Source organism: Hallella colorans, from assembly GCF_003096815.1.
Taxonomy (GTDB): Bacteria; Bacteroidota; Bacteroidia; order Bacteroidales; family Bacteroidaceae; genus Prevotella; species Prevotella colorans.
Window position 1 is genome coordinate 23,170 of sequence record NZ_QENY01000004.1, and the last position, 24,902, is coordinate 48,071.

Here is a 24,902-nt window from a genome sequence, read left to right on the forward strand (position 1 = left end):
GTGTTGCGGAATTAAGGGAAATGCGAAAAATGTATAGATCAGCAATTAAAAGCGTATTTTTTGTTTTTGCAATCCTAATAAGTTTTTCTTCCTGTAACGTGGGCTCTTCCGATGAAGGGCCAAAGCTAAGTCCAGAAGATGCCATTAATAGCCTTGCTGAACTTTCGCCAACAGCGGGAGCTCAGTTCTATGTGGATAACAGAGACGATTTCCCGTTTCTTGACACATTGTATGTTGACGACATTGTTCCCATCATCGGACTATGCGGCTTTGACACAATAAAGGTTGTTAAAGAAAAGGTTGAAAACACACCGGCTGATGATGCTTTGGAAATTTATTACAAAAATACGAGGGAGGATTACCTTGCCAGTATCAACCAAGAAGTCAAGGAAAACGCAATCTCTCAGAAAAAAGCATTCGTTGACTGCATAGTTCCCGCTATGGAGGTAGAAATAGACTCTTTGCTCGAGAAAGATATGGACAAAGTTATGAGTCAATATGCTGGTGGCTTCATGAATTGGAGAAAACTTAAGTTTTTATTTGGTACTGGAAGTGATAATTTTGAAAAAATATGGAGCGAAAATATTGACAACGCAAAATATACTGAGTGTGTGTCCAAATATATCAATACATATTTAGACTCTTTGGCGGTTCTGAGAAACAACTATTACAATGATATCGTAGGAGATGGCGAGTTTAAAAGCGAAACGCGCATCAGCCAAGCAACAATGAATTTATTATTGGCAAAGAAATGCGTGCGTGAAGTAAGAAAGTTTACAGAAAAAGAAAAAGAGGAAATGACAACTTCTTTATTGAAGGATTGGGTCGTTCCTGTAGTTTTAGGAGCATGTAGCGGCGGTGTTGGCCCTGCGGTAGCGTGGGCATATGATGCGGGCAATTTACTTTATGACATCAATGTGACAATTAATGATATAAAATCACAAAAGCTGGATTCTGATGATGTTGTTAAGTACGCTTGCATGGAGAACATCGGTTTCCAAATACGCCAAGCGTATCTGAAATACTATACAGAAAGAGTGTTTAAGAATATTGATGAGAATAGTAAAAAATTATATAATGCTATATCCAAAAGTTTATGAAAAACTTTAATCTAAAAATATTTGTTGTTTCCATAATACTGATTATACCCTATTCGTCTTTTGCGCAAAAGCAAATGGTGAGATCGGTATATAAAGGAGCGAAAGGTCTGTTTCGAGCAGAGGCTAAAGTATTAACTAAAGAAGGAATAAAGGCTACCAATAAGGAAATGTTGGAGGGAGCCTTTAAGTCTGGTGCTAAAGAAATCAGTAAGGACTATGTCAAGAATGCTTCAGCTAAACAGCTTGTTAGAAGTACAGTACGCAAGAATTTATTGAAAGAAATAGAAACGAAGGAACTTCGTTCGCTTTTGCGTTATGGCATGGTAAGTGCCGAAAAGCAGATTGCACATACAGAGAAATCTGCCGTTAAAGCTTTGGCAGAGAAATCGGCAAAAAATGTAGATTACAGTAAGCGTGTTTCAAGCCTCAAAGATAAAGTTGTAAATAAGGTCTCAAAAATATACTTAGGTACAAAAATAAGCAAAACTCTCCTGCATAAGGAACTACAAGCTATAATGGCAAAGGGGCCAATAGTATTAAGCGAAAAGGAACTCAACTATTTGTTGGCAAATCCAAAGCAATTAAGAGTTTTTATAAAGCAATATGCTGGCGACAACAAGAAATTTCAAGAGTTTTTTATCCGATTAGCTATGGGAGATAAAAAGCAGACCGAGTTATTGTTGGACAATCCTGATATAAATATATATATAAAAAAAGCTATACGTAGAAGTGGAGATGGTGGTGTTCATGAATGGCTTATGACAAAAAACTATAAAGATTTTTTAACCAATCCAAAGTGGGGAGAAGATGGTCCTTTTATGTCGTTAGCATTGACAAAACTTGTTCAAAAAACAGAAAACGTTGTTTTTAAAACAGGTGGTGGGCATGTTAGTGCAGAAAGGGCTAATTCTTCAGCTTCTGTAGCATTCCATAATGGTTTGTCTGAGGTAATAAGCAAATGTTCTTCTAAAGAAGAGGTTTTCGTGGCTGTTAAACGTTATGCAAAAGATAATCTTTCAGAAAAATCCTACAAAGATTTTGTTAAAATCTTTGCAGAAACCTTCGAAAAAGCTTGATATCCTCAAATCCACAACTAAGGCGTGGAGTCAAATTGCTCCATGACCCGAAAATAATCCCCCAAAAGGAGTGAGTCTCTCAGATTTAATTTGTATCTTCGCCATGTCTATCGTCAGGTTCTCTTGTTTTTTTGCAACACTAAGATAAGTGAAAATTCTGACATGGCAAAATCCTGAGCCGCTCGGCTCTGCCGCTTGCCAAAGCAAGAACTTTTTGTTGCTCAAGTACTTAAAAAGTTTAATTTATAATAGTGTTGCGGAATTAAGGTTAAAAAGAAACATATATGAAGAAACAAGTTTTATTTCTATTAATGACTGTGATATTTGCACTAAATATCCATGCACAATTGCCCAAAGTATATAATGAAAATATCAATCAGATGACACAGATTGATGAGGCCATTAGCAAGGCTAAACAGGCTAATAAATTTGTGGTATGCCAGTTGGGTGGCAACTGGTGTCCTTGGTGTTTGCGCTTTGCCGACTTCATTACGAAAGATGCAGCCATCAGCAAAGTAATTGCCGACAACTACGTTTATATTCATGTCAACTATCATCCTCGTAAAAGTGCGCCAGAGGGTATGTTGAAACGATTAGGTTATCCACAACGTTTCGGTTTCCCTGTTTTTGTCATACTCAATGGCGATGGAAAGGTGGTTCACATTCAAGACAGCAGTTTGCTTGAAGAGGGTCAAGGCTATAGCCCGAAGAAAGTACTTAGCTTCTTTAAGTATTGGACACCCAACGCTGTTGCAGGAAAGGTGGAATAAAGCCCTCTTTACACCAAATATAGATGAACATAAATAACTCTTTTAAATATTAAAATCCACCATACAAAAGGAATACCCTCGTTTCCTCTATATGGCGGATTTTATATCTTGCCCGCAAGTTTATCTTAACACGAGTTCGATGAGATTCATAAAGTTCACATTACTGCTGTAAACGCATCTCTATCCAAGAAGCCCATTTAGAACCCATCGTATTTTTAGCTATATTCATCAGCTGGACATGAGTCTCTACATGACTTTTAGCTAAAGTCTGCATAAACTTAAAGAACTTCTCGTCGCCTACTTTTTTCTGCAAGTCATAAAGAACGATGGCTCCCTTATTATAGAAAACCTTATGCGCATCAGGGGCATTTCTGTCTAACTCCATTATTGGACAAACTTTTCTAACACTTTCGCGATATGCTTTGGCATAATCATTGAAAAGAGCATCACCAAAATGATGCTTAATAGCCCGAAGTGAGCTGTATTCAGCAAACGATTCGTTCATCCAATCAAGCCAATTATCTGTGGGAGCATACTGCCACCAGAAATGCCCTATCTCATGTGCTATGAGTTTAAAAAGATATTCATTAAAGACATAAGCCTCTGCAACAATGAAGTTACGCCTACTGATAGCACCACCAAGATCGGGCAGCAACACTACTTTTAACTCCTTAGTCTCAGGAACAACTTGATAGAGCTTGCTATAATAGTTGAATATCTCTCGACAAGCATTGGCTAACGAATCGACATCAGCTTCTTCAAACGATAAATAGTCAATCTCAATGGATTTTCCCTGACTTTTTACAACTCTACTCTTCAGATTTGGTGCAGCAATAAAGTCAAAATCAAAACCTTCCCATGGTTGATGCATCACCCATTGCTTGTCTCTTTTAGACATAAGACCAGACCCTGATACTTTAAAATTATCATCTATCTTAAATATTATATCACCCGTAAAATGCTCACTATCTGAATTATAAGGATACCATGGCATATACATGGATAGCATCACAAGGTTGGTATCGCAAGAAGCCATCCATGCTTCCACACTATCAATATGAGCAGTATAGGTAAAATGGATTGTAGCCTTGTCTGAATTGTCTTTATTAACACGAAGTCGCCCTGCCTGTGGCATCCACTGGAATTTACTCTCAGGGGTAAAATCAATATTAGAATCCTTGCCGTTTACCTTTATATCTTTCACAGTACTATATTTCCACAAAGCAAAATCAATATAAGCTTTCTTGTTAAAGTTGACGGTTACAGTTCCATCTACTTTCAAATTCTTTTCCTTTACATTGATGTCTACACACATCTTATAATGCTTTGCCTCTGCTGTAATGGTCTTTTCAACATCCTTTTTCTGTGGGCATTGCAAAGTCAATGTATCTTCAACTTCATGCTTTGCTTTGAGTATCTTATTCATAAGCTCATCCCAACGTTTATCCTGATGCATTTGTCTAAATCGAGGATTTACTGTTAAATTATAATATAAATATAATTCTTTATCTGCATACTTCGTAGCTAATGAGTCAAGGTAGATAAATGAGCTATCTATTTGGTGTTTACCAGCCAATTTATAAGCCATGTCGTAATAATCTCCTTTACTCTGTGCGTATGACATAACGCAGAATAAACTTAAAAATAAAATGGTTAGTAATCTTTTCATAAGGCTTAATCTTTTAGTTATCTTTTAAGATAAAATAAATAGGATTTACAGAATTTTTCAGATCTTCCGTCCTATCTTTCTTCTAATTCCTATTTAATATTTTTCTACTGTAATCAGTTCGGATCTCTATAATCCCTTAATTCCGCAACACTATTATAAATTAAACTTTTTAAGTACCTGAGCAACAAAAAGTTGCTCATGATTTTGCTATGTCAGAATTTTCACTTATCTTAGTGTTGCAAAAAACAAGAGAATCCGACGATAGACATGGCGAAGATACAAATTAAATCTGAGAGACTCACTCCTTTTGGGGGATTATTTTCAATCATGGAGCAATTTGACGCCAAGCCTCTCAACGATGCTCAAATGTGCGGGTCGTTTTTTTTATAGGCCTATGGCAGCAAGAATTACGTTTGTGAAAACTTATTCCACAACACAAGAGTTAGTGCGACTACTCAAAACAAGAGGTATGGATATTACAGATGAGGAAAAAGCTCAGCATTATCTTTCTCACATCGGTTATTATCGTTTGTCTGCCTATATGTTCCCATTACTTTCTATTCCCAAGGAACGGCAATTATTCAAGCCAGGCGTAACTTTCAGCAAAGTCATGATGCTGTATCGCTTTGACAAGAAAATCTTGCTGTCATCTTACACGCATATTAAACAGAGTATTCTCCATTCGTGCCACTATGCCAATCAGAATGTCACGTCCGTGGATTACATTGCCAACAGACCCATTGAAGGTATACTTTGACATGTGCATCATCAAGTATCTCCTTGACATTATTTCCCCAAGCAACGATATGCTTGACAAGATGAATGAATTGTTTGGTAAGTTCCCTGAGATAGATCTAACAGCCCTTGGTTTCCCCGTTGGTTAGGAGCAAGAACCATTATGGACACAAGCAAACAACTAAAAACCCGAGCTAACAAAGGTTAAATACGTTAAATCTTAGCTTCTTGTATCTACACAGAATCCATACAGTCACTTTTCTGCCGTTTGGTGCGTAGAATATTGATAATCAATTAGTAAAAGATTTATTTCTTAGCACTTGCTGGTTGACGCTGCGATGCACTCAATGTTGAAAAAACACGACAAACAACCTCTGAAAATTCGCGTATTTGCAAAAGACAGGCTCGCCGCTCGCAAATACGCGATTTTTCAGCGATTTTCATAACTTGTTTTCAGCAAGCTGTTTACAAACTTTCACGGCTGTTTCGACCATCACAAATCGCCTCACATCATACCTTTAGGCACTATTCGCATGCCGGTTAGGCACTATTCACACGCCGTTTGGGTCTTAATCACGACATGAGTAAGACCTAAACACCACGCCATTAGATAGCAATCGACCAAAGATAATAACACAAGCGAGGCGCGTAACGCCAGAAAACATCACTTCCACCCATTATCATCACCGTAGAACAGCCTGCCATCAGAGGGCTGATTTTATGACTTTATTTGGACAAAAAACGCCTTCCAACTATTTTCTTTACTATAAAGTTACGAAAGGCAGCTCGCTTGACCAACTTTTATTAGCACTTATTTTGTTGGTTTTCATGTGGTTAGATGAAAAGTTGAATGTGTCATACCACACGAGTTTCAATGGCCAACCTCCATACGATCATGCTCGTATCTTTAGGAAAGAACAACTTTCACCGTGTCACTGGCGCGCTATAAATAACAGTATTTATAAAAGGCCCAAGACTTTTTAAATGAAAGAGCCGTGAAGATTTAATCTAAAAAAACATCAAACCTTTGGTCATATAAAAAAAAATATGTAATTTTGCACACGCTTTTACAAACGACCATTGTGCCGCTTGCATGGGCATGAGAAATTGCACCCTTAGCTCAGTTGGTAGAGCAACTGACTCTTAATCAGTGGGTCTAGGGTTCGAATCCCTAAGGGTGTACACCGCTTGTCACCCAATTTCTCATGCACCCTTAGCTCAGTTGGTAGAGCAACTGACTCTTAATCAGTGGGTCTAGGGTTCGAATCCCTAAGGGTGTACATCGTCACAGAAGTCAAGTGAACCAGCAGGTTCGCTTGGCTTTTGTCGTTGTGGACTCACCACCTTTACACATGCCACCAACCACTTATAAGCCATGCACCTCAAAACAGTAAGCGGCAACACACGCTGACAAGTGCACCAGTTTTGTATCACGCACTGAGCATTATCGCATGACAGGCACGACAAGTTAGCACTTAATTTAGGGCAACAAATGTTATTTATCCATAAATATCAAAGACATACACCCTAAAAGTAGAAAAAAATAGTTATATTTATAAATTGAATAATATAATGAAAGTGTGCCAGCTTTCATTAGGGGGGTATAATAGAACATGAGACAATTAAAAATACAGAAAAGTATCACCAATCGCGCTAGTGAGGCATTGGATAAATACTTGGTGGAAATAGGACGTGCTCCACTTATCTCTATTGACGAAGAAATTGAACTTTCACAAAAAATCAAAAAAGGCGGAAAGGAAGGAGAACGCGCCAAGGAGAAACTCATCACCTCTAATCTGCGCTTCGTGGTATCAGTAGCCAAGCAATACCAACACCAAGGGCTGTCACTGACCGACCTAATCAACGAGGGCAATATCGGGTTGATCAAGGCATCGGAGAAATTTGATGAGACGCGAGGTTTCAAATTCATATCCTATGCGGTGTGGTGGATACGCCAAAGTATCTTGCAAGCCATCGCCGAGCAAAGCCGTATCGTTAGGTTGCCGCTCAATCAGGTGGGCACACTGAGCAAGATTAATCAAGAAATAAACAAGTTTGAGCAGAAGCACGAGCGTCGGCCAAGCACACAAGAGATAGCCGACGCGGTGGACGTGGAAGTGAACAAGGTGCAGCAAAGCATGATGGCAGATGGCCACCACGTGAGCATAGACGCGCCATTCCAAGAAGACGAGACCAACTCGATGGCTGACATTATGGCCAGCGGCGATGAAAGTCGCACCGACAGGAGCGTGGACCACGAGAGTATGGCGCAAGAATTGAACACGGTGCTTGAGAGCGTGCTCAAAGAAAGAGAGATAACCATCATCCGCGAATGTTTCGGAATAGGTTGCCACGAGCTCGGCTTAGAGGAGATTGGAGACCAACTGGGACTGACACGAGAGCGTGTGAGACAGATCAGGGAGAAGAGCATTGCCAAATTGCGCGCAAGTGGCAATATCAAAATATTGATGAAATATTTAGGATAAATCGTAAATACAATCCATGAGCTATCCTATCAATTGTCGCCTCTCGCATCACAACGAGAGGCGACAATTGTTTTGTACGCTTATGTCTCGTATTTGGCCATCCACCGGCACGCGCCGCGCACAAACCATAGAACGCCCTGTTTTTTTAAGCAAAACACACCTATAAAAAAGTGGGTATGTATTAATATTATTGTTAACTTTGCATACGAGTAGATTGCACACTAACAAACAACGACGCTATCATATGCAAATAGACATTCATCAATTAGTTAAAACATTTGGGGAGAAAACAGCCGTAAATATAGACCACTTCACCATTAACAACGGAGACATTCTCGGATTGGTAGGCAATAACGGCGCAGGCAAGACCACTCTGTTCAGGCTGATGCTCGACTTGCTGCTCGCCGACCAAGGCGAGGTGCTGCTAACGCCCCGACCAACGGACAGCGAGGGCGCACCCACGCCCATCAACCCAGCCCACTCTGAAGATTGGAAAAATATAACAGGCGCATATATAGACGAAGGGTTTCTCATCGATTTTCTCACGCCCGAGGAATATATCGACTTTATAGCCAAAGCCAACGGCGCGCCACCCATCGACTGGGCAAACATCGAGAGCAGTGCCATTGGACGCTTCTTGCCTTTTACAAACGGTGAGATTTTCGGTCAAAAAAAATACATTCGCAATCTCAGCGCGGGCAACAAACAGAAAGTTGGCATCATCTCCATACTGTTCACAAGACCAGAATTGGTGGTACTCGACGAACCGTTTAACTATCTCGATCCATCGGGCCAGAACATCTTGAAAAACCTCCTGACCGAATACCATGCCGAGACTGGTGCCACCATCCTCGTTAGCAGCCACAATTTGCAGCACACCGTGGACATAAGCACTCGCATAGCGCTACTCGAGCGAGGGCGCGTCATTGAGGACTTGCCAAACGACAACGGCAGCGCACGGAAAGCATTGGAAGATTATTTCAAAGTGTAAAAAACATTGTGTCACGGTGCGAAGAATATCATGCCTAAGCGTAAAAAACACCATGCTGAAGCATAAAAGAAGCGCGCATGACGTGTAGGGGCATTATAAAATCTCCCGTCAGCCTATTTGGTTGACGGGAGATTTTGTTAATGGCAACGTCAAGGGCCGTCGTCATTCTTGCGGCAACATCACCACGGTGACACGATTGTTGGCCTGCAAGAAATTTTTCATAAAATCGCACAGTCCCTGCGCGGTTTGCTCCTTGATGACCTCTTTGTATCGAGTGTGCGTGTCTATGCCATAACGGCGGTACATACCGATGACGTTTCGCCAGTAAGTGTTTGTTTTTACAGCCAAATCGACGTTTTTGAGCATATAGGCTTTCACTTTGTCCAACATGGCCTCGTCGCAATGTGTGGCCATGCGCTCGGCCTCATCGCGCATTATTTTAAGCGCTATGTCGCTTTTCTCCGGTTTCACGGGGCACGTCACCACGAGTGAGTAAGCGTGGAAGTCGCCCTCTATCTCAGCCGAACCGTCAGCTCCGCACGAATAGGCAGCGCCCGCATCCTCGCGTATCTTCTTGAGATACACCATGCTAAGTATTTGCCCTATCATGTTCATCTTCATGGCGCCATCCATAGTATAGGGCATGTCGGTGTTGTGCCACACCATGCAAGCCATAGCCTTGGGAGTCTGCATCTTACGGTGGAACACGTTTTCAACCACGCCCTTTTGATAAGATGTGAGCAGATGGCCGTGTCTCACCTTGCCCTTGGTGGGCAGCGAGCCAAGGTAACGGCATACGAGCGGACGAATGGTGGACTCGTCATAATCGCCCACAAAGGTGAACGTCCATGCCGACGCGTTGGCCGTGCGCTCGCGCGCTATCTGTAGCACGCGGTCATAATTTATATCCTTGAGGTGTTCCTCAAGAAAAGGTCTGAGTCTTGGATTATGCCCATAGAGCGTGGCCGTGAGCGAATCTGAGTAGATTGTCTCATGCGACAAATTCCTATTTTTGAGCGATGTGCGCCATCCATCCATGAGGTTGGCCACAGCTTTCTCATCCTTACCAATATCAGTAAAATACAAATAGACAAGTTGCAGCATGGTCTCCACGTCTTGCTTGGTGGCCGATCCGCCCACACCCATATATTTATCACCGATGGAAAGATGGGCGTTGACGGTCTTGCCAGCAAGAATTTTAGGTAGTTGCATACCCGTGAATCCACCTAACGCGCTGTTGCCCACGATATCATCAAAAGCGGCCAAGTTAGCAAAGTCTTTCTCTCCATAGAGCGACTTTCCACCGGGACCCATCGCCGACAGACCCACTTGCCCTTTCTTGAAGTCGGTTTTCTTAAGCACCACAGTTACGCCATTGGACAGTTTCAGCTCGGTGAAACCAAACTTGGCGTTCTTTTTTTCTTTCACAATTCTGCCGGGTCGTGGTAATTTTTTCATCAACGGCTGTTGTTGCAAGGTGTCCACGTAGGCCTCAAGATTGGCTTGGCGAGCCTCTCTCACAGCTTCAAGCAATTCCTCTCGCTTGGGATAGACATTTCCCTCCTTCTCATTGTTAAAGTTGATAATCACCAAGTTATGGTCAGACTTAGGCAAAAGGCTTGGCAACACCCTGTTAATCTCCTCCAAAGGTATTTGCGGAATGGCCTGTCGCATCATATAATAATACTCCTCAAAAGACGGAATTGGCTCGTTGGAGAGATAGTTACCCTTGTAGTCGTCTGCGAACGAGGCGTTACCGCGCTTGTCCTTGTTGTTGTACGCGCGTTCCAAACCGTTGAGAAGGTTTTTCTTGGCCCTGTCATATTCCACCTGCGTAAATCCATGGTCGGCTGCGCGATGAGCCTCGGCAAGAGCAGTTTTCAAGGCTTTGGCCGTTAGTTCGATGCTCCTTGGCGCCGTCGACACCCTGAAGGCGTTTTTTGTTTTGGCAAAAATGAACGTTCCATCAGCCGCCTCAGCGCCAAAGTATGGGCATCCACTCTTTTGCGCCGCCTCAGCATACCGGTCATTGAGCATGCCTATGGCCACATTTCTGACATAGTTAGCCATGACGTAGTCCATGGAGTTTTTGAGAGAGTCGGGCCACGGGTCATGCTTGAAGATTGCCTCTACGGCGGTGTTGGGTTGTTCCTTGTCCTTGTCTATCACGACAATGGGGGTGTCGTTGTCGGGCACTTGCTCGGCGACAATGGGAGCGATGTCGGCCGGATTGGTCACAGGCCCGAACATCTGCCGTATCATGCGCTCGGTGTGATCCACATCAATATCTCCCACGACGATGATACACTGGTTGGATGGGTGGTACCATTTCTCATAGTAGGCACGCAGCTCTGCTGGTTTGAAATTGTCCACGACACTCATCAGTCCGATGGGAAAGCGCGAGCCATACTTGGATCCAGAGTAGAGTGTAGGCAAGTTACGCTCCAACATGCGCGAGTTGGCACTGGTGCGCTCTCTCCACTCTTCGTGTATCACGCCTCGTTCTTTGTCTATCTCTTGAGGGTCCAATGTCAGGCCGTTGGCCCAGTCGTGCAGGATGAGCAGGCACGAGTCGAGCGCGCTCTGTCGCTTGGTAGGCACGTTGGAGATGTTGTAAACCGTCTGGTCTATGGACGTGTATGCGTTGAGGTCGCCACCAAACTTCACGCCCAAAGACTCGCAATATCTGATGACATTGTTTCCGGGGAAGTTTTTGGTGCCATTGAAGCACATGTGTTCGAGGAAGTGCGCCAAACCGCGTTGGTTCTCTTCCTCCTGTATGGAGCCTACGCGCTGTACAATATAGAAGTTGGCACGTTTCTCGGGCCAGTTGTTATGGCGGATGTAATACTTAAGGCCATTGTCCAAAGTGCCTATTCTTACAGCCGTGTCTATGGGTAACGCCTGCGGCAAATCGACCGCTTGTGTCATGGCGGGCAGCATGGCGAGGCCGAGCAATGCCCTCCTGAGGAAATGTTTCATAGTTGTGATAGTGTTAGCCGCACGGCTCCTCAACCGAGGCGCCGCGCATGTGTGACTTACGCAATATGGTTACTATTTGGCTGGCGTGGTAAATTTCTTGGTGTGCAACTTGCCCCACTCGCCCTTGACGTTACGTGCCATGGAGCACGCCACGTATGTGGTGGCAGGTTGTGCGTTCCATTTGGCGCGATCCACGCGATACTGGTTCCAATAGGGATCTTGCGGAATTTCCTTTTGCAGCATGTCGATAACGCCGCGCTCGCCCATGTCTTTGGCGTTGAAAGCCTCCTCGGTGATGATGATATCTCGGTGTACGGCCGCTTGGTCGTTGGGCGTATAGACTATTTCCTGGAAGTAGCCCGTGTCGTCGCTACCGCCAAATTGCCCTATCTCGATGCTCACGGCAGCCACACCCTCGCCACCCAACAAGGCGGTTTTGACGGGCGTGGTGACAATGTCGAGGTACACGCCGTCCTTGTCCCAAGGCAACGCGCATATCTCATAGTCATAGTTGGGTATCATATCGTCCCACGTGTGGCTCATCTCCTTGGTGTAAGCCGACTGCCCACTGAACCGTCTAATCATGTCAGAAGAATTTGAGAAACCCATCATCGGACCGTGATGCGAAACGAGACTATCTATGCTTCCAGCCTCGAATTGGCAAATAGCGTAACCTGCCACATCAGCGTTGGGACTAAACTTCACCGTAACGCTGTCGGGGCCAAGGGCCGTCACAGTGCACGTGAGCCGCGGATTGCCAGCTGGCTTGTGCTTGGGCGTGGTGAAAGAGGTGCGCGTGACGCTACCTGCTGCGCCATTCTTGTCATAGGCGAGGGTGAGCAATGTGTATTCCTTCTCGGGCAAGACACAGAACCCCATGTCCATAAATTTCGCGTTTTTGAGGTTGGGCGTGCGCTTTTCTATTTTCTGGTTACTGAAATAATTGGCCAACACGGCGTCACCGATGCGTGTGGCTATGTCAGACGTGAAAAGCTGCATGCTGTACGAGGCACACGTGGCACCTTTCGAGACCGATAGCGTTATCGGGCCATTGGTGTCGCAATTTACGGTTACATCGGCAGTCGCCTTCGTATCGTTTTGAGCCGCCACCTGCGTCGCCACTGTAATGGCGAGAAGGCAAAGCAATGTTTTGAATGTTTTTCTATTGTTCATTTATAGTTGTTTTTGATTGTTCATGTGCGAGGAATTGTAAAGAAATCCAGGCGCCGACCATGCGACGCCCGGCTCTCTTCACGATAAAAGAATTATGATTGTTAGCTTGTTTTTATCAATACATGTCAAGCGTGGTGCGCTCCGCGCGCAGCTGTTTGATGGCGGCCACCCGCCCGCCAGCGTTGTATTTGCCCACAAGGACAGGCGCCGGCAGGTTTGTCACCTCATAGATTAAGACATCGCCGTTCTCGCATCCCACGAGCAAGTGCTTGTAATCACGCCCCTGCGTGTACTGGTCGTTGCGGTCATAGGTCATGGCCGTAACTTTGGAGGTGATGCCCTTGAGCGGCAGTTGGCCTATCTGGTCTATGGATGTGGAACCCCATGTGCCACTCCTGACGACCACAAACACTTTGTTGCCCTCTGAAAAAAGATCACAACGGCTCTTCAAATTGCTTAAACGGGTTGTGGCCGCGGTAAGGAACACGGTCTCTTTGTTGAGTTGGTGACCTGTCACCTCGTACGGGAAGTAATAGGTGTTGGCCATCGGCACGTTGAGTTTGCGCGTCCGATTGTCCACGGCAAAGGTTCCAACCATAGATTTTCCGCCCGTGTTGTACCATATTTGATACCAACTGTTGTTTCGGTCCCAATACATTTGACCATTGATGGTGGTCAGATAGAGCACCTCCGCATCTGCTGGCATTTTCATGATGGGGGCTCCCGCCCATCCCGGCATTGACAAATCTGTCATAAAGACACGGTAACTGTGATAGTTTCCCTCCAACGATGTCGCGATGAGCACGCGCCTGTTTTTCTCGTCGTAGCATGGGATGTTGGTGTGTCCCCACAGCGTATGTCCAAAATTGGTCACCTTGTAACCTTTTTTGTCGAGATAATACGGCTCAGTAAGAAACTTTCCGCCGAGGTAGTGCTTGCCCGTCTGGCGCGTGAAAATGCGACCGTCTTGGGTGGCCACCCACGTGAACGCAGGGTTGTCAGCATCTATTTCTTGGTCTCTGCGAGCGCTAACCTTGAAGTTGGCAGGCGTTCCGTCAGCAAACTGCGAACCAAGTTCCCAGGCCTTCTTGAGCGTTGAGGCGTTGAGAACCACCGCGTCTCCCTCCTGCGTGATGGCCGTCACCGACCCCGTCGGACTGACATTGAGCGACAGCGAGACATCCATGCGTTTGGGCGTTCCCGGTATATCGTCTGACAAGTGCTTCTTGAAGATAAACTTTGGCACGCTGAAAGTGCCGTTGGCGGCGCGCCCGTATTTGAGGCTCAACGCCGACATGGAACCTGTATGCGGATCGCTGTTGTTCTTGGCAGAGTAGACGATGAAGTCGCACTCTGCGATGGGAGGCTCGATAGTGATATAGGTTCGTGCCTTGAAAGAAATGCCCGTGGCTTTCTCTATGATGGCAAAGTCACCATCAAAGCTCCCAGTGGGATAGTCGGTCAGCCCCAAACGTTTCATGAACTCATCGGTGGGGATGGTCTCTTTCAGCTCGGTAGAAAATACCTTGCCATTAAGGCGCCACTCATAGCGCACCTCCTTGCTTCTCTCAAGCGAGTCGAGTTTTCCCCAATTGAAGTATCTCGACGCGTCGATATATGTTTTCTCGCCACCCCGTCCATACACGTATATAGGGGCGTTGTTTACGTTGATGAGCCACGTTGGGGGCTTAAGCGATTCGTAAGTGTAATTTCCCTCGTCGCTAAAACAAGCACTCAGCGTGGTGCATACAAGTGCGCACGCGATGGCGTTTCTCATTGTTTTCATAATGCGTTCCTTTCGTTGTTTGCATGGTTAAACATTGACGGTCATCGCACTTCCGTCTTCTTCCTTGGCTTGATCCGGATGCTCCACGAGCCATTGCTTGAACTGCCTGACAAGTTTGATGGCCTTGTATGGCGCCTTGCGCAACATATCCTCGTTGAGCGTGGCTTGCTTGTCAATGTTGAGCAAGAATAGTTTGTACTTACGACTGGAGTATTCGCCGAAGAGATTGTTGGTCACGTCGGTGTCCCACCACTCGGGTTTAACAGCGTCGCGCGTGAGCACAATGACGGCCCGCGTGCGCTCGGTCTGCCCCAACTGTATCTCACCCATGGGAATCAGTTCTACCGTGAGCTTCACGCCGTGTGGCATGCTTTTGAGCCTGGACGACCTAAACATCCTTATGGCGATGGTGTCGCTTTGGTTTTTGGCTCCTTCTGGTACATTGTGCGCCCTGAACGTGTAAGTGTCTTGCAGTTTGTACTCGTCGGGCAGGGCCGTTGTCATGTCTGGCACAACCTTGAGTTTGAACGTGGCGTCTTGCTCAAGCAGCCGGCCAGTCATGTTAACCACAACCTTGGCGTCTATCTCTGACACGTCGTCGTTCTCAAAGAAGAAAGACGCTATGGTCGAGTCGGCCTTTTCCTTGCCCGGCGCCGCGGCATCCTTGTAGAACTTCTCAAAATATATATGGTGCTCCTGCCCGAAGGTCATCAGTCCTTCTTCCTGACAAGAGACACAGGCTATCAATGCCGCGAGTGGCAGTGTATAGATGTATTTTTTCATGCGTTTCATCTTTTTACAGTTTTATTTGGTTTCCTCCGCGGGTATAGGCAGCACGCTCTCTTGCTTGGTCAATGGCTTGACGGTGCCGTCGTCGCGTTTCACGCCCGCGTTAAGTCGCTTGTAGAGATAGAACAGTTGTCCCTCGCTAATCCACTCGCGCTGTCCCTCTCGCACAAGGTCCTTGACAAAATCACCCCATGTAGTTTGCGTGGGCAACTTATAATCGTTCAGTCCGCGGTGCTCGCGCATAGTGTTGAGCAAGCCGTAAGCACCCTCGAAATCACCCTTTCGAGCCATGCACTCGGCCACGATGTATCTCAACTCAGACGTGCGCAGCAGGGGCAGGATGGTGACAGTGCGGTCGCGCTCCATCGTGTTTCTCTCTTTGACATACCATTTGGTAGAGAGGAAGTTGCGGTAAGATCCTTTCGGCTCGTAGATAAGGCGAGTGGATCGAATGTCGGTGGTGCTCTCATCCATGCCCGAGATGGTCTTGAAGATGTCTTGGCCATCTTTGTTCACGATAAACAAGTCGCTGCTATGCTGGTTTTTCTCTCGTGGAAATAGGCGTTCCAAACCTGCCTCGTCCACTTGCTTCTCGTTGTACAAACCCATGACAAGCGTGCCCACCATGCGTATGTCGCTCATCTCCTCGGGCTGGTCTACCCACGCGAAATTGAACTGTTCACTCTTGAAAGGCTCAAATTTGGTGGCATTGGCACCCTCGAAAGTGGCATCCAACACCTCCAACGCATACGCCTTGGCCTTGTCCAAAGAAGAGGGATCGAACGTGGCGTTATACTGATGGGCACGTGCCAACAGGGCCGTGATGGCCCAATAGGAGAATCTGTAACCCCTGCCCAAGAAGAAAGGGTCCACGCTCGTGGGGTCGGCGGCACCCTCCATGCCATACATCAAGGAGTTATAGAAGCGCGCCTCGCCCGATACACTGGCGCTATATCCCAAGGGTGAGAAGTCAAAAGGCTTGACAAGCTCGCGCGCTTGTTCAAGGTCCTCGATGATTTTACCCATCACCTCCTTGACAGGCAAGTGCGTGGCTCTCTTGTTCGGGAACTCCGTCACGTAGGGAATGTAATTGCCGCCATCGTCGTCAATGGGTGCTGGGGCGAAGAGGCGGAGCATATCGAGGTGGATGAAAGCCCTGATAGCCTTGGCCTCGCCAAGGATATCGTCTCTCTCCATTTTGCCCTCGCTGAACTTATTGCCACTCTCGCCCTCCAAATGCTTGATTAAATCGTTGTCGGCGGCAATAGCGTTGAAGGCTGCCAACCAGATATTATCTATCAATGGCTGTAGCTTGGCATCCTTATAGTCGCGCTTACCAGCCGCAATATAGGTGGGGTTGCTCAGGTCATTGGAATTGACATTGATGTCGTACTGACCTGAGAAGAAGTCTATAACGCCAAATTGCAACTCTCGTCCGTAGAGCGTGGGCGAGGCCATGCTTTTGTAAATGCCGTGCAGGGCGGAGCGATAGCCGTCGCCGGTCTCGAAGAGTTCGTTGGCCGTAGACTGTCCCTCCACGGGCACGTCAAGCCAGTCGTTGCAGCCACTCAGCCCCAAAAGTGCCATGCAGGCTATGATGATGGAATATGTTTTTTGTTTCATAATCGTTGTCGTTGATTTTTTTAGGTCAATAACTTGCTCGCAAGCTTATGCTGTACGTGTGGGCATAAGGATATGAGAGTCCGCGTTCCACCCTCACGGTGTTCCATCGAGCCAAGTCGGATGCGTTGAGCGTGATGGACAGCGCGCTTAGCTTGAGCTTGGAGATGAGTTTCCGACTGAAGTCATAGCCTATGGCCAAGCTGTTGAAATGCACGTAATTGTCATTTTGCACAAATCTTGACGTGGGCTTTGTGGAGCTCTTCTCGCCCAATCCATAGAATGGCGCTATATCACCCACCTTGCGCCATCTGTCCGTGATGACACGACGGTCCACGTTCTGATCTTTTATCTGCGCGTTCTCCACTTTCTCAAGAAGGGTCTGGTTATACACTTGCCCACCAAAAGCATAGAGGAACGAAGCGTTCACGTAGATGCCCTTGTAGGCTACGTTGATGCCAAACGAGCCTTGAGCATCGGGATTGGTATCTCCACACACCACCATGTCACTGGCATTCCATTCCTTGGTGATGGTACCGTCTTTCTTTCTGAAAAGTTCCTTGCCGCTGGCCGGGTCAATGCCCAACGAGGGCATGGCGTAGATGGCTGTGGTGGACGCGCCCACGTAATATTGGATAAGAGGGCGGTTCTGCAAGTTTTGGTATTGTGGATGCTCAGCGTCGTAATTATCCCTGATTTTCTTGTTGTACTCCTCGATGGCATCGTCCAACTTGGATATTCTGTTCTTGTTTGTGCCCAAATTGGCGTTGGCCACCACCGACCAGTCACGGTTACGGAAGAGCGTGACATTGGTTTTTAGCTCAAAACCCTTGTTCTCGATAGAGCCCACGTTGCCGCTATAAGAGGTGAAACCCGATGATGGCCTTATGCCAATACGGTCTATCATGCCATCCGTGGTTTTCTTGTAATAGGCGGCCTCGATATACAATCGGTTTTTGAAAAGCTCCGCGGTGAAACCCACATCGAGCGACTTGGTGATTTCCCACGACAACGCTGAGTTGCCCATGGTGAAGAGCCTGACTGCTGGCCCTGTGTAATACCACGCCTTTGTGTCGGCCTTGTAACTGCTGATCACGTCAAAACGAGAGAAGTTAACCTTTCCGGTGCTGCCATAAGTGCCACGCATTCGAAGCGTGTTAATCCACGGCAGTTTCTTGACGAACGGGTAGTTGTGTATGTTTAAGCCCACGCCTACAGAGGCGAATGGCGCAAAACGTTTGTCCTCGCCAAACTGCGACGAGCCATCCATACGGAACGAGGCGTCCAACAAGTAGATCTCGTCGAAGGTATAATTGAGAGCTCCCAACACGCCAAAGAGCCTTGTCGTGGATTTGGTGTCGATGGTTTTGTCGGGCTGCGTGGCTGAGTAAATGGGATCATTCAAGCTGCCAATGTTGAAACCTTCTTGCCTATACGACAGGCGGCGATCGTTGGTCTCCTGCGCATCCACACCCGCCGTGAGGTTCAAGAAGTGACGCTTGAAACGCTTATTGAAGTGGAGCATGGCGTTGGCATTCCATTTCAGGCGAGTGTCGCCCGACACGTCGAGCGAGCCTTTGCGGTTATTGGCCACAGAGCGAAACAAGAAAGAGTCCTTGGGGTCTTTGAAAGTCTTGCCGTCTGTCTTCACTTGGCTAACGCTAAACGTGCCCCGAAGATACAAGTTGGGGGTGAAATGGATGTTCACGCTCAGGTTGTCGGTCACGTCGGTGATACCACCGCGACCACTGTAGCTTTGCAAATAGTGCTCCCGCCACAGTGGGTTGGCGCGGTGCGACATGGGCAGCTCACGCAGCAATTCGCCGGCATCGTCATAGATGGCGTCGTAAGGCAGCTGCTGTGAATAGTCGTTGAAATAGCCGTAAGGTGAGTCCTCATAGGATGTCCTGTTAAGCGTCACCTTGTTTTGGATTTGCAACCAGTCTCTCAATCGATAGTCAATCATCATCCCCGCGCCGTACCTGTTGCGCTTGGAGCCTTTCATAACGCCGGCGTTCTTGTCATAGTTCAGGTTCAGCATGTACCTCACCTCGTTGACACCACCCGAGAGCGACACGTCGTTACGCCAGTTATAGGCGTTGCGCAGTGGTCGCGCCAGCCAGTCGGTGTTCACGCCGCGCCTCACCTCGTTGAGCTTGTCGTTGTACTCCCGCTCCTTGTCTATCGTGGCCACACCAAAAGTACCCACGTACAGCCCGGCATCTTTCTCCACTTGTAACTTCTCGGTGGCGTTGGTCAGGTTATAGTCTGAAAGGTCTGGGAAGGACAGTTCCAAGGTGGTATTGTAGTCTATGCGTATCTCGCCGGCCTTGGGGGGCACCGTGGTGACTATCACGACACCATTGGCCGCACGCGAACCATAGAGTGCCGTAGCCGCGGCGTCTTTCAAGATGGTCATGCTCTCTATGCGGTTGATGTCCATGTCATATATCTTTTGCACGTCCACCTCAAATCCGTCGAGCATGAAAATAGGCATGTTGGGGTTGTCGCGCAGGTTGGTACGCTGAGTGAGGCGTTGGTTCTCAACGTCCAAACCTCTATTCTGTGATATGCTCGACGCTCCCCGAATATTAATCTCATGCATTTGGTTGGGGTCAGCGCCAAACCCAAGGTTGTCCATAATGCGGAACGAAGGGTCGAAAACCTGCAAGGCTTTCACAGCGTCTTTGGAGTTCACCTTCTTGAGATCCTCACTTGTCACAATGGTGGCCGAACCGGTAAAACTATTTTTTTTGAGTTTCTGGAAACCCGTCACGACCACTTGTCCTATCTGCGTGGAGTTCTCCTCCAAATAGATGGTAAACTTGCGGTGCTTACCAACGGTGAAATACTTGGGCTTGTAGCCGATGTAACTCACTTGAAACACGTCTTGGACAGAACAGTCCTTGACAACAAATTTTCCCTCCACGTTGGTGGCGGTGCCTCGTAACCCATTTTTCAGGCGCACCGTAGCGCCAGCAATTGGCTCGTTGTTGGTGTTGTCAATCACGGTTCCCTCAATGGTGAACTTGTCGCCCCCAGCAGGCTGTTGAGCCAAGACAGGTCCACTTAGCGAAAACAGCGCTATGACCCCAACGATGAGGGATTGGCTAAAAAAGGTTTTTCGCATAGGTATAACAAATTTTGATTAATAATGAATAAATCTCTCATTCAAGCGAGTTCAAACCATGTGGCTTCAACATGCTCACTGCAAATATATGTTATTTAGGCTTAAATTCAAAATCAAAAAATCATCGTAAAAAAGAGTGTTGCAGTGCAACATCCCAATGTTTATTGATATTGTGACAACCTTGACTTAACGAAGCACATACGGTTTTTGCAACAAAAAAAAGACCGGTAGTTAACGTTTAGTTACAAAACAATACTTATTTTTCTTTCAAAATTGCCACTTTTGTGATGTTTTTTGTGCACAATTTCATAATTTTAGCTTATCTTTGCGACATGAATGAAGTCTAATTTCCTAAACCATATCAAATCACGCATGCGTAAAGAGCTTCACAAACTCTATTTAACCGCCCATTCTCTCAAACTCATATCCATCTTGACCATGCTCGCCACAGCCATAGCTATGACGACCGCATGCCACCAATTCTCCGACCATCAAGCCAGCCTCGACAGGGTGGACACATTGCTCGCTCAAGGTAATGTCGACGCAGCCTACACCTATCTGCGCGAAATGCCAACCGAGGGCCTTGACAGTCACGACGACATGGCGCGCTACACACTGCTCAAGACAGAGACGCTATTCCGCAAGCAACTGCCCGTGGACAACGACTCCATCGACTATGCCATTTTCTACTACGAGCAGAACGGCGACCAAGAGCAACTCGCAAGAGCATGCTACTACAAAGGCGTGATACATTTTTTTTACCGTGGCAACACCCGACGAGCTATCCTTCTGCTCAAACGTGCCGAAAACTTGGTCAAGCAATCCAAGAACCTCACCCTGAAACACAAAGTCTATTCATCTATCTCTTATATCAACCTGATTAATAAAAACTACGCTACCGCCATCAGATACGCGCGTAAAGCGGGCGACATGGCGCGCAAGCTCAACAACAAAGAGTGGATAGGATACAGCCTCACCTACATTGCCAACGCATACAGTGGATTGGAGAAACCCGACAGCAACTTGGAATACCTGCGCCAAAGCCTCAACTACTACCCATACCTGAGCCGCGAAAACCAGTCGGTGCTACTCTCAAACATCAGCGACGCCTATCATCGCAACAACGATTCAGCCAAGGCCGAAGAGTACATACAGCGAGCCTTGAGAGAGCGACCAAGCAGCTACACCTACGCCGTACTGGCCGATTTCTACATACAGCGAGGCGAGCTGGAACGTGCCCACGACTGCTTGCTCAAGGCTGCGGACACCACCGACGTATACACCTACGAGAAAGTGCTGCACAGCCTCTTCACTTTGAGAAAAACCATGCGCGACTACCAAGGAGCCACGCGTATAGCCGACACGCTGCTCGCCTTTCAAGAGAGGCAAGAACACATACGCAGCCAAAATAACATTTACGACATACAGAACAAATATGAGCGAGAAGAGCGCGAGAAACAAATCGACACTTATCGCACGTACTCCACCGGACTACTCATCATATTGGTGCTATCGGTAGTAACAATGGTGCTCTACCACAAGTACAAACAGGCACGAGACAGGCGAGACCTGTTGCAAAAACACTTGCTGCTCAACGAGTACAGCGACCAGTTGCACGAGCTGAAAGCCACCCAACACATCACCAACAAGGAGCTGAGCGAGCTGAAAAAGAAAGTGAGCACGCTCAAAGACACAGAGGTGCAAAGGCTCAGCAACGGCAAGATGCTATACGAGAGCGTGCTGTGCAACCGAAACACCATACATTGGAGCAACCAAGATTTTCTCGACTTCTTAGAATACATCAAGCTCATCGATATGCCCTACGTGGAACAACTGAACCAAACATACAGCAACCTATCGCCCAAACAGTACCTATATCTCACGGCCACTGAGCGCATGGGCAAGACAGAGCAAGAGGTGGGAGACATCTTGGCCATTGGCCCCAGCAGTGTGCGCTCCATCAAAAGCCGTATCAAAAGCAAGCGTGTGCCAGAATGACGGCAAGGCGAGCCCACCAAAAAACACTCTGTGGGCATGGAGTTGAGGCTATCTTGGCATGCGCGCGCCACACCATCACTACACCTCCACTCACCGTCCACAAAGTGATACGGAAAAATTCACAATGTTCTTAAAAGGTCGCAGGGTTTCCGCCACCCCACCTCATGCTTTAAACGATACCACGCACTCGGTCGTCAAAAGCCGAGAGCGCAGCCTTGGCGCCCTCGCCCATGGCTATCATGATTTGCTTATATGGCACCGTGGTGACATCGCCAGCGGCATAAACGCCGGGTACCGCCGTGCGGTTGGACGCATCCACCACAATTTCTTTCCGAGCCGACAGTGGCAGATTGCCCTTGAAAGGATCAGTGTTGGGCGAAAGCCCTATCTGCACAAACACACCGTCAAAAGCCTCCTCCTGCTCTTTCTCGGTTTTCCTGTCTTTAATCACCAGTCCCCTCAATTGCTTGCCGTCACCCACAACAGCGGTGGTTTGTGACATCATACGAATGTCCACGTTGCCCAGCGAGCGCACCTTCTCTTGCAGCACGCCGTCCGCGCGCATGGCATCGCCATACTCTATCAGGGTGACATGGCTACATATCCCAGCCAAGTCGATGGCAGCTTCCACGCCAGAGTTTCCTCCACCTATAACAGCCACTTTCTTGCCTTGGTAGAAAGGTCCGTCACAATGGGGACAAAAATGTATACCATGCCCAAGGTACAGGGCCTCGTCGGGCAGCCCCAACCGACGCCAACCAGCGCCCGTGGCTATGATAACGGCAGGTGCGATGAACTCCTCGCCACCGCGGACGAACACCCGCTTGAGTTTGCCGTCAAGATCTACCCCCACTATTTTCCGGTTATCATATATGTCCACGTCATAGCGCTCGATATGAGAACGCAGGTTGGCACTGAGCTGCACGCCTGTGATTTCAGGCACTGAGGTAATGTTTTCGATGCCCGTGGTATCGTTGATTTGTCCACCTATACGACCAGCCACGATGGCCACTTTCAGCCCTTTGCGAGCCGAGTAGATAGCTGCGGTAGCTCCAGCCGGGCCACCGCCAAGGACCACGACATCGCATTGGTGTTCCACCTTGGCGGCAGACTCGTCGTGAGTGGTGCCCACGGTGTCCTCAAGTTCTTGCAATAACGTGCCCAAGTCGCCACGCCCCACATGCAATAGCTGGCCATTCACGTAGACCGAGGGCACGGCTTGGATGTTGAGCGCCGTCACCTCGTCTTGGTATAGCGCACCATCAATGGTCTCGCTGGTCACGTTTGGATTGACAAGTGCCATTACGTTGAGCGCTTGAACCACATCGGGGCAGTTGGTACAGGTAAGCGAAACGTAAGTTTGCAACCTCACTTCACCCTTGAGAGCCTTTATTCTGGCGGTGATAGCTTTGTCGGGGAGATTTTTGCCTTGCCCGTCAGCGTTGAGGATGGCCAACAACAGCGAGGTAAACTCATGGCCGTTGGGTATGCCACAGAAACGCACACCGGTGTCGCTGCCGTCACGAATGATATTGAAACGGAAATCGGAGCCGGCAACATACTCTACCGACAACTTGTCAGACGTGGCGGCAAAATCCTCCACAAACGCAGTGTATTCGTCCGCATAGGCATAGGCTTGGTCGCGCTCTACGCGTAAAACGAAAGATGATTTAAGATTGGCGAACACGCTCTTTAGCTGTTCTTTTATATCAGATTGTAGCATTTTCTTGTTTTATTACGATTAAAATTACAGTCCCAAGTCATGCTTTTCAATATCGAAAAGGGGTGTCAGGGAGTAAGAAAAAAGGTTACTTGATGGCGCAACACCTTGTCAAGTAACCTTGTATAGTCATTTCAAAAGAGGGTGACCGCTTAAATTTTACCCACCAAGTCGATGCTTGGTTTCAACGTCTCGCCACCTTTCTTCCATTTGGCCGGACATACCTCGCCGGCGTGCGTGGCCACAAACTGTGCGGCCTCCACCTTGCGAACAAGTTCGTCGGCATTGCGCCCGATGCTGTTGTCCTGCACCTCGGCCACTTTTATCAGTCCCTCCGGGTTCACCAAGAATGTGCCACGATAAGCGACGCCCTCGTCCTCCTTGTACACGCCGAAGCCTTTTGCCAACACCGCGCGGGGGTCGCCAAGCATGGTGTATTGTATCTGTTTGATTGTCTCGGAAGCGTCATGCCAAGCCTTGTGCACAAAATGCGTGTCGCAACTCACGGAGAACACCTCCACGCCCATTTTCTTCAATTCCTCATACTTGCTCTGCAAGTCGCCCAACTCAGTGGGACACACAAACGTGAAATCAGCTGGATAGAAAAAGAACAAAGCCCACTTGCCCTCAATATCCTTGTTGCTAACTTCCTTAAAACTACCGTTTTGAAAACCCTGAACCTTAAATTCAGGAACTCTTGCATTGATAATTGTCTCCATATTCAATTTTCTTTTATAATTGTTATTAATGATTATTTCGCGTTTCCACGCTTTCCTTTTCATACAAAGATAACCCTTTTTTGTCTAATTTACAAATGATATTATTTATTAGTCAATAGAGTTTATCTATATTACACTCCAAGATCCCTGTATACAAT

15 protein-coding genes, 2 tRNA genes and 1 pseudogene are annotated in these 24,902 nt (G+C 47.1%); 9 read left to right on the forward strand and 9 right to left on the reverse strand.

Annotated features, from left to right (window positions below; translation table 11 throughout):
- Positions 1 to 29: 29 nt before the first annotated feature.
- From C7379_RS02880 to C7379_RS02890, 3 genes are all read left to right on the forward strand, one after another.
- The gene (locus C7379_RS02880) at positions 30 to 1,100 is read left to right on the forward strand and encodes a hypothetical protein (RefSeq protein WP_133241861.1); all 1,071 of its coding nucleotides are present in this window, start codon (positions 30 to 32) and stop codon (positions 1,098 to 1,100) included.
- Positions 1,097 to 2,176: a hypothetical protein gene (locus tag C7379_RS02885; RefSeq protein ID WP_116615942.1), complete on the forward strand. Its 1,080-nt coding sequence runs from the start codon at positions 1,097 to 1,099 to the stop codon at positions 2,174 to 2,176. The genes C7379_RS02880 and C7379_RS02885 overlap by 4 nt, the downstream gene beginning before the upstream one ends.
- 311 nt (positions 2,177 to 2,487) lie before the next feature.
- Positions 2,488 to 2,946 carry a thioredoxin family protein gene (locus C7379_RS02890; protein ID WP_262500753.1) on the forward strand — a complete coding sequence of 153 codons (459 nt, stop codon included), beginning with the start codon at positions 2,488 to 2,490 and terminating at the stop codon, positions 2,944 to 2,946.
- A gap of 160 nt (positions 2,947 to 3,106) precedes the next feature.
- Here C7379_RS02890 and C7379_RS02895 read toward each other — a convergent pair whose 3' ends face one another.
- Complete coding sequence (locus C7379_RS02895; protein WP_116615944.1) at positions 3,107 to 4,615, reverse strand: M1 family aminopeptidase; 1,509 nt, start codon at positions 4,613 to 4,615, stop codon at positions 3,107 to 3,109.
- Between the two features lie 394 nt (positions 4,616 to 5,009).
- On the opposite strand from C7379_RS02895, the pseudogene C7379_RS02900 reads away from it, so the two are divergent.
- The 5 genes and pseudogenes from C7379_RS02900 (at position 5,010) to C7379_RS02920 (ending at position 8,827) form a co-directional block, all read left to right on the forward strand.
- Positions 5,010 to 5,499 (forward strand): annotated as a pseudogene (locus C7379_RS02900) (Abi family protein).
- Positions 5,500 to 6,459: 960 nt separating this feature from the next.
- Positions 6,460 to 6,532: transfer RNA gene (locus C7379_RS02905), tRNA-Lys, on the forward strand.
- Between the two features lie 25 nt (positions 6,533 to 6,557).
- Positions 6,558 to 6,630 (forward strand) — tRNA-Lys (locus C7379_RS02910).
- 333 nt (positions 6,631 to 6,963) lie between these two features.
- On the forward strand, positions 6,964 to 7,836 hold the full coding sequence (locus tag C7379_RS02915) for a sigma-70 family RNA polymerase sigma factor (RefSeq protein WP_116615945.1): 873 nt from the start codon (positions 6,964 to 6,966) through the stop codon (positions 7,834 to 7,836).
- A 244-nt stretch (positions 7,837 to 8,080) separates the two neighbouring features.
- Positions 8,081 to 8,827, forward strand: a complete 747-nt coding sequence (locus C7379_RS02920; protein WP_116615946.1) for an ATP-binding cassette domain-containing protein — start codon at positions 8,081 to 8,083, stop codon at positions 8,825 to 8,827.
- Positions 8,828 to 8,989: 162 nt separating this feature from the next.
- Here the strand turns inward: C7379_RS02920 and C7379_RS02925 are convergent, their stop codons facing one another.
- From C7379_RS02925 to C7379_RS02950, 6 genes are all read right to left on the reverse strand, one after another.
- Complete coding sequence (locus C7379_RS02925) at positions 8,990 to 11,809, reverse strand: M16 family metallopeptidase (RefSeq protein ID WP_116615947.1); 2,820 nt, start codon at positions 11,807 to 11,809, stop codon at positions 8,990 to 8,992.
- 72 nt (positions 11,810 to 11,881) lie between these two features.
- Positions 11,882 to 12,982 carry a hypothetical protein gene (locus C7379_RS02930; protein ID WP_116615948.1) on the reverse strand — a complete coding sequence of 367 codons (1,101 nt, stop codon included), beginning with the start codon at positions 12,980 to 12,982 and terminating at the stop codon, positions 11,882 to 11,884.
- 115 nt (positions 12,983 to 13,097) lie between these two features.
- On the reverse strand, positions 13,098 to 14,768 hold the full coding sequence (locus C7379_RS02935) for a PKD-like family lipoprotein (RefSeq protein ID WP_116615949.1): 1,671 nt from the start codon (positions 14,766 to 14,768) through the stop codon (positions 13,098 to 13,100).
- A 27-nt stretch (positions 14,769 to 14,795) separates the two neighbouring features.
- Positions 14,796 to 15,551: a DUF4843 domain-containing protein gene (locus C7379_RS02940; RefSeq protein ID WP_116616032.1), complete on the reverse strand. Its 756-nt coding sequence runs from the start codon at positions 15,549 to 15,551 to the stop codon at positions 14,796 to 14,798.
- A gap of 21 nt (positions 15,552 to 15,572) precedes the next feature.
- Complete coding sequence (locus C7379_RS02945) at positions 15,573 to 17,180, reverse strand: RagB/SusD family nutrient uptake outer membrane protein (protein ID WP_116615950.1); 1,608 nt, start codon at positions 17,178 to 17,180, stop codon at positions 15,573 to 15,575.
- 25 nt (positions 17,181 to 17,205) lie between these two features.
- On the reverse strand, positions 17,206 to 20,307 hold the full coding sequence (locus C7379_RS02950) for a SusC/RagA family TonB-linked outer membrane protein (RefSeq protein ID WP_116615951.1): 3,102 nt from the start codon (positions 20,305 to 20,307) through the stop codon (positions 17,206 to 17,208).
- Positions 20,308 to 20,679: 372 nt separating this feature from the next.
- On the opposite strand from C7379_RS02950, the gene C7379_RS02955 reads away from it, so the two are divergent.
- Positions 20,680 to 22,305 carry a tetratricopeptide repeat protein gene (locus C7379_RS02955; RefSeq protein WP_116616033.1) on the forward strand — a complete coding sequence of 542 codons (1,626 nt, stop codon included), beginning with the start codon at positions 20,680 to 20,682 and terminating at the stop codon, positions 22,303 to 22,305.
- 169 nt (positions 22,306 to 22,474) lie between these two features.
- Here C7379_RS02955 and ahpF read toward each other — a convergent pair whose 3' ends face one another.
- Both ahpF and ahpC read right to left on the reverse strand, forming a co-directional pair.
- Complete coding sequence (gene ahpF / locus C7379_RS02960; RefSeq protein ID WP_116615952.1) at positions 22,475 to 24,028, reverse strand: alkyl hydroperoxide reductase subunit F; 1,554 nt, start codon at positions 24,026 to 24,028, stop codon at positions 22,475 to 22,477.
- A 149-nt stretch (positions 24,029 to 24,177) separates the two neighbouring features.
- Positions 24,178 to 24,744 carry an alkyl hydroperoxide reductase subunit C gene (gene ahpC, locus C7379_RS02965; protein ID WP_116616034.1) on the reverse strand — a complete coding sequence of 189 codons (567 nt, stop codon included), beginning with the start codon at positions 24,742 to 24,744 and terminating at the stop codon, positions 24,178 to 24,180.
- Positions 24,745 to 24,902 lie beyond the last annotated feature (158 nt).

What these genes read in the sequence shown, in the direction of transcription:
- ahpF (WP_116615952.1), bottom strand. Translation starts at nt 24,028, where the DNA reads ATGCTACAATCTGATATAAAAGAACAGCTAAAGAGCGTGTTCGCCAAT.
- C7379_RS02955 (WP_116616033.1), top strand. Translation starts at nt 20,680, where the DNA reads ATGCGTAAAGAGCTTCACAAACTCTATTTAACCGCCCATTCTCTCAAA.
- C7379_RS02915 (WP_116615945.1), top strand. Translation starts at nt 6,964, where the DNA reads ATGAGACAATTAAAAATACAGAAAAGTATCACCAATCGCGCTAGTGAG.
- C7379_RS02950 (WP_116615951.1), bottom strand. Translation starts at nt 20,307, where the DNA reads ATGCGAAAAACCTTTTTTAGCCAATCCCTCATCGTTGGGGTCATAGCG.
- C7379_RS02925 (WP_116615947.1), bottom strand. Translation starts at nt 11,809, where the DNA reads ATGAAACATTTCCTCAGGAGGGCATTGCTCGGCCTCGCCATGCTGCCC.
- C7379_RS02920 (WP_116615946.1), top strand. Translation starts at nt 8,081, where the DNA reads ATGCAAATAGACATTCATCAATTAGTTAAAACATTTGGGGAGAAAACA.
- C7379_RS02885 (WP_116615942.1), top strand. Translation starts at nt 1,097, where the DNA reads ATGAAAAACTTTAATCTAAAAATATTTGTTGTTTCCATAATACTGATT.
- ahpC (WP_116616034.1), bottom strand. Translation starts at nt 24,744, where the DNA reads ATGGAGACAATTATCAATGCAAGAGTTCCTGAATTTAAGGTTCAGGGT.
- C7379_RS02930 (WP_116615948.1), bottom strand. Translation starts at nt 12,982, where the DNA reads ATGAACAATAGAAAAACATTCAAAACATTGCTTTGCCTTCTCGCCATT.
- C7379_RS02890 (WP_262500753.1), top strand. Translation starts at nt 2,488, where the DNA reads ATGACTGTGATATTTGCACTAAATATCCATGCACAATTGCCCAAAGTA.
- C7379_RS02935 (WP_116615949.1), bottom strand. Translation starts at nt 14,768, where the DNA reads ATGAAAACAATGAGAAACGCCATCGCGTGCGCACTTGTATGCACCACG.
- C7379_RS02895 (WP_116615944.1), bottom strand. Translation starts at nt 4,615, where the DNA reads ATGAAAAGATTACTAACCATTTTATTTTTAAGTTTATTCTGCGTTATG.
- C7379_RS02880 (WP_133241861.1), top strand. Translation starts at nt 30, where the DNA reads ATGTATAGATCAGCAATTAAAAGCGTATTTTTTGTTTTTGCAATCCTA.
- C7379_RS02945 (WP_116615950.1), bottom strand. Translation starts at nt 17,180, where the DNA reads ATGAAACAAAAAACATATTCCATCATCATAGCCTGCATGGCACTTTTG.
- C7379_RS02940 (WP_116616032.1), bottom strand. Translation starts at nt 15,551, where the DNA reads ATGAAAAAATACATCTATACACTGCCACTCGCGGCATTGATAGCCTGT.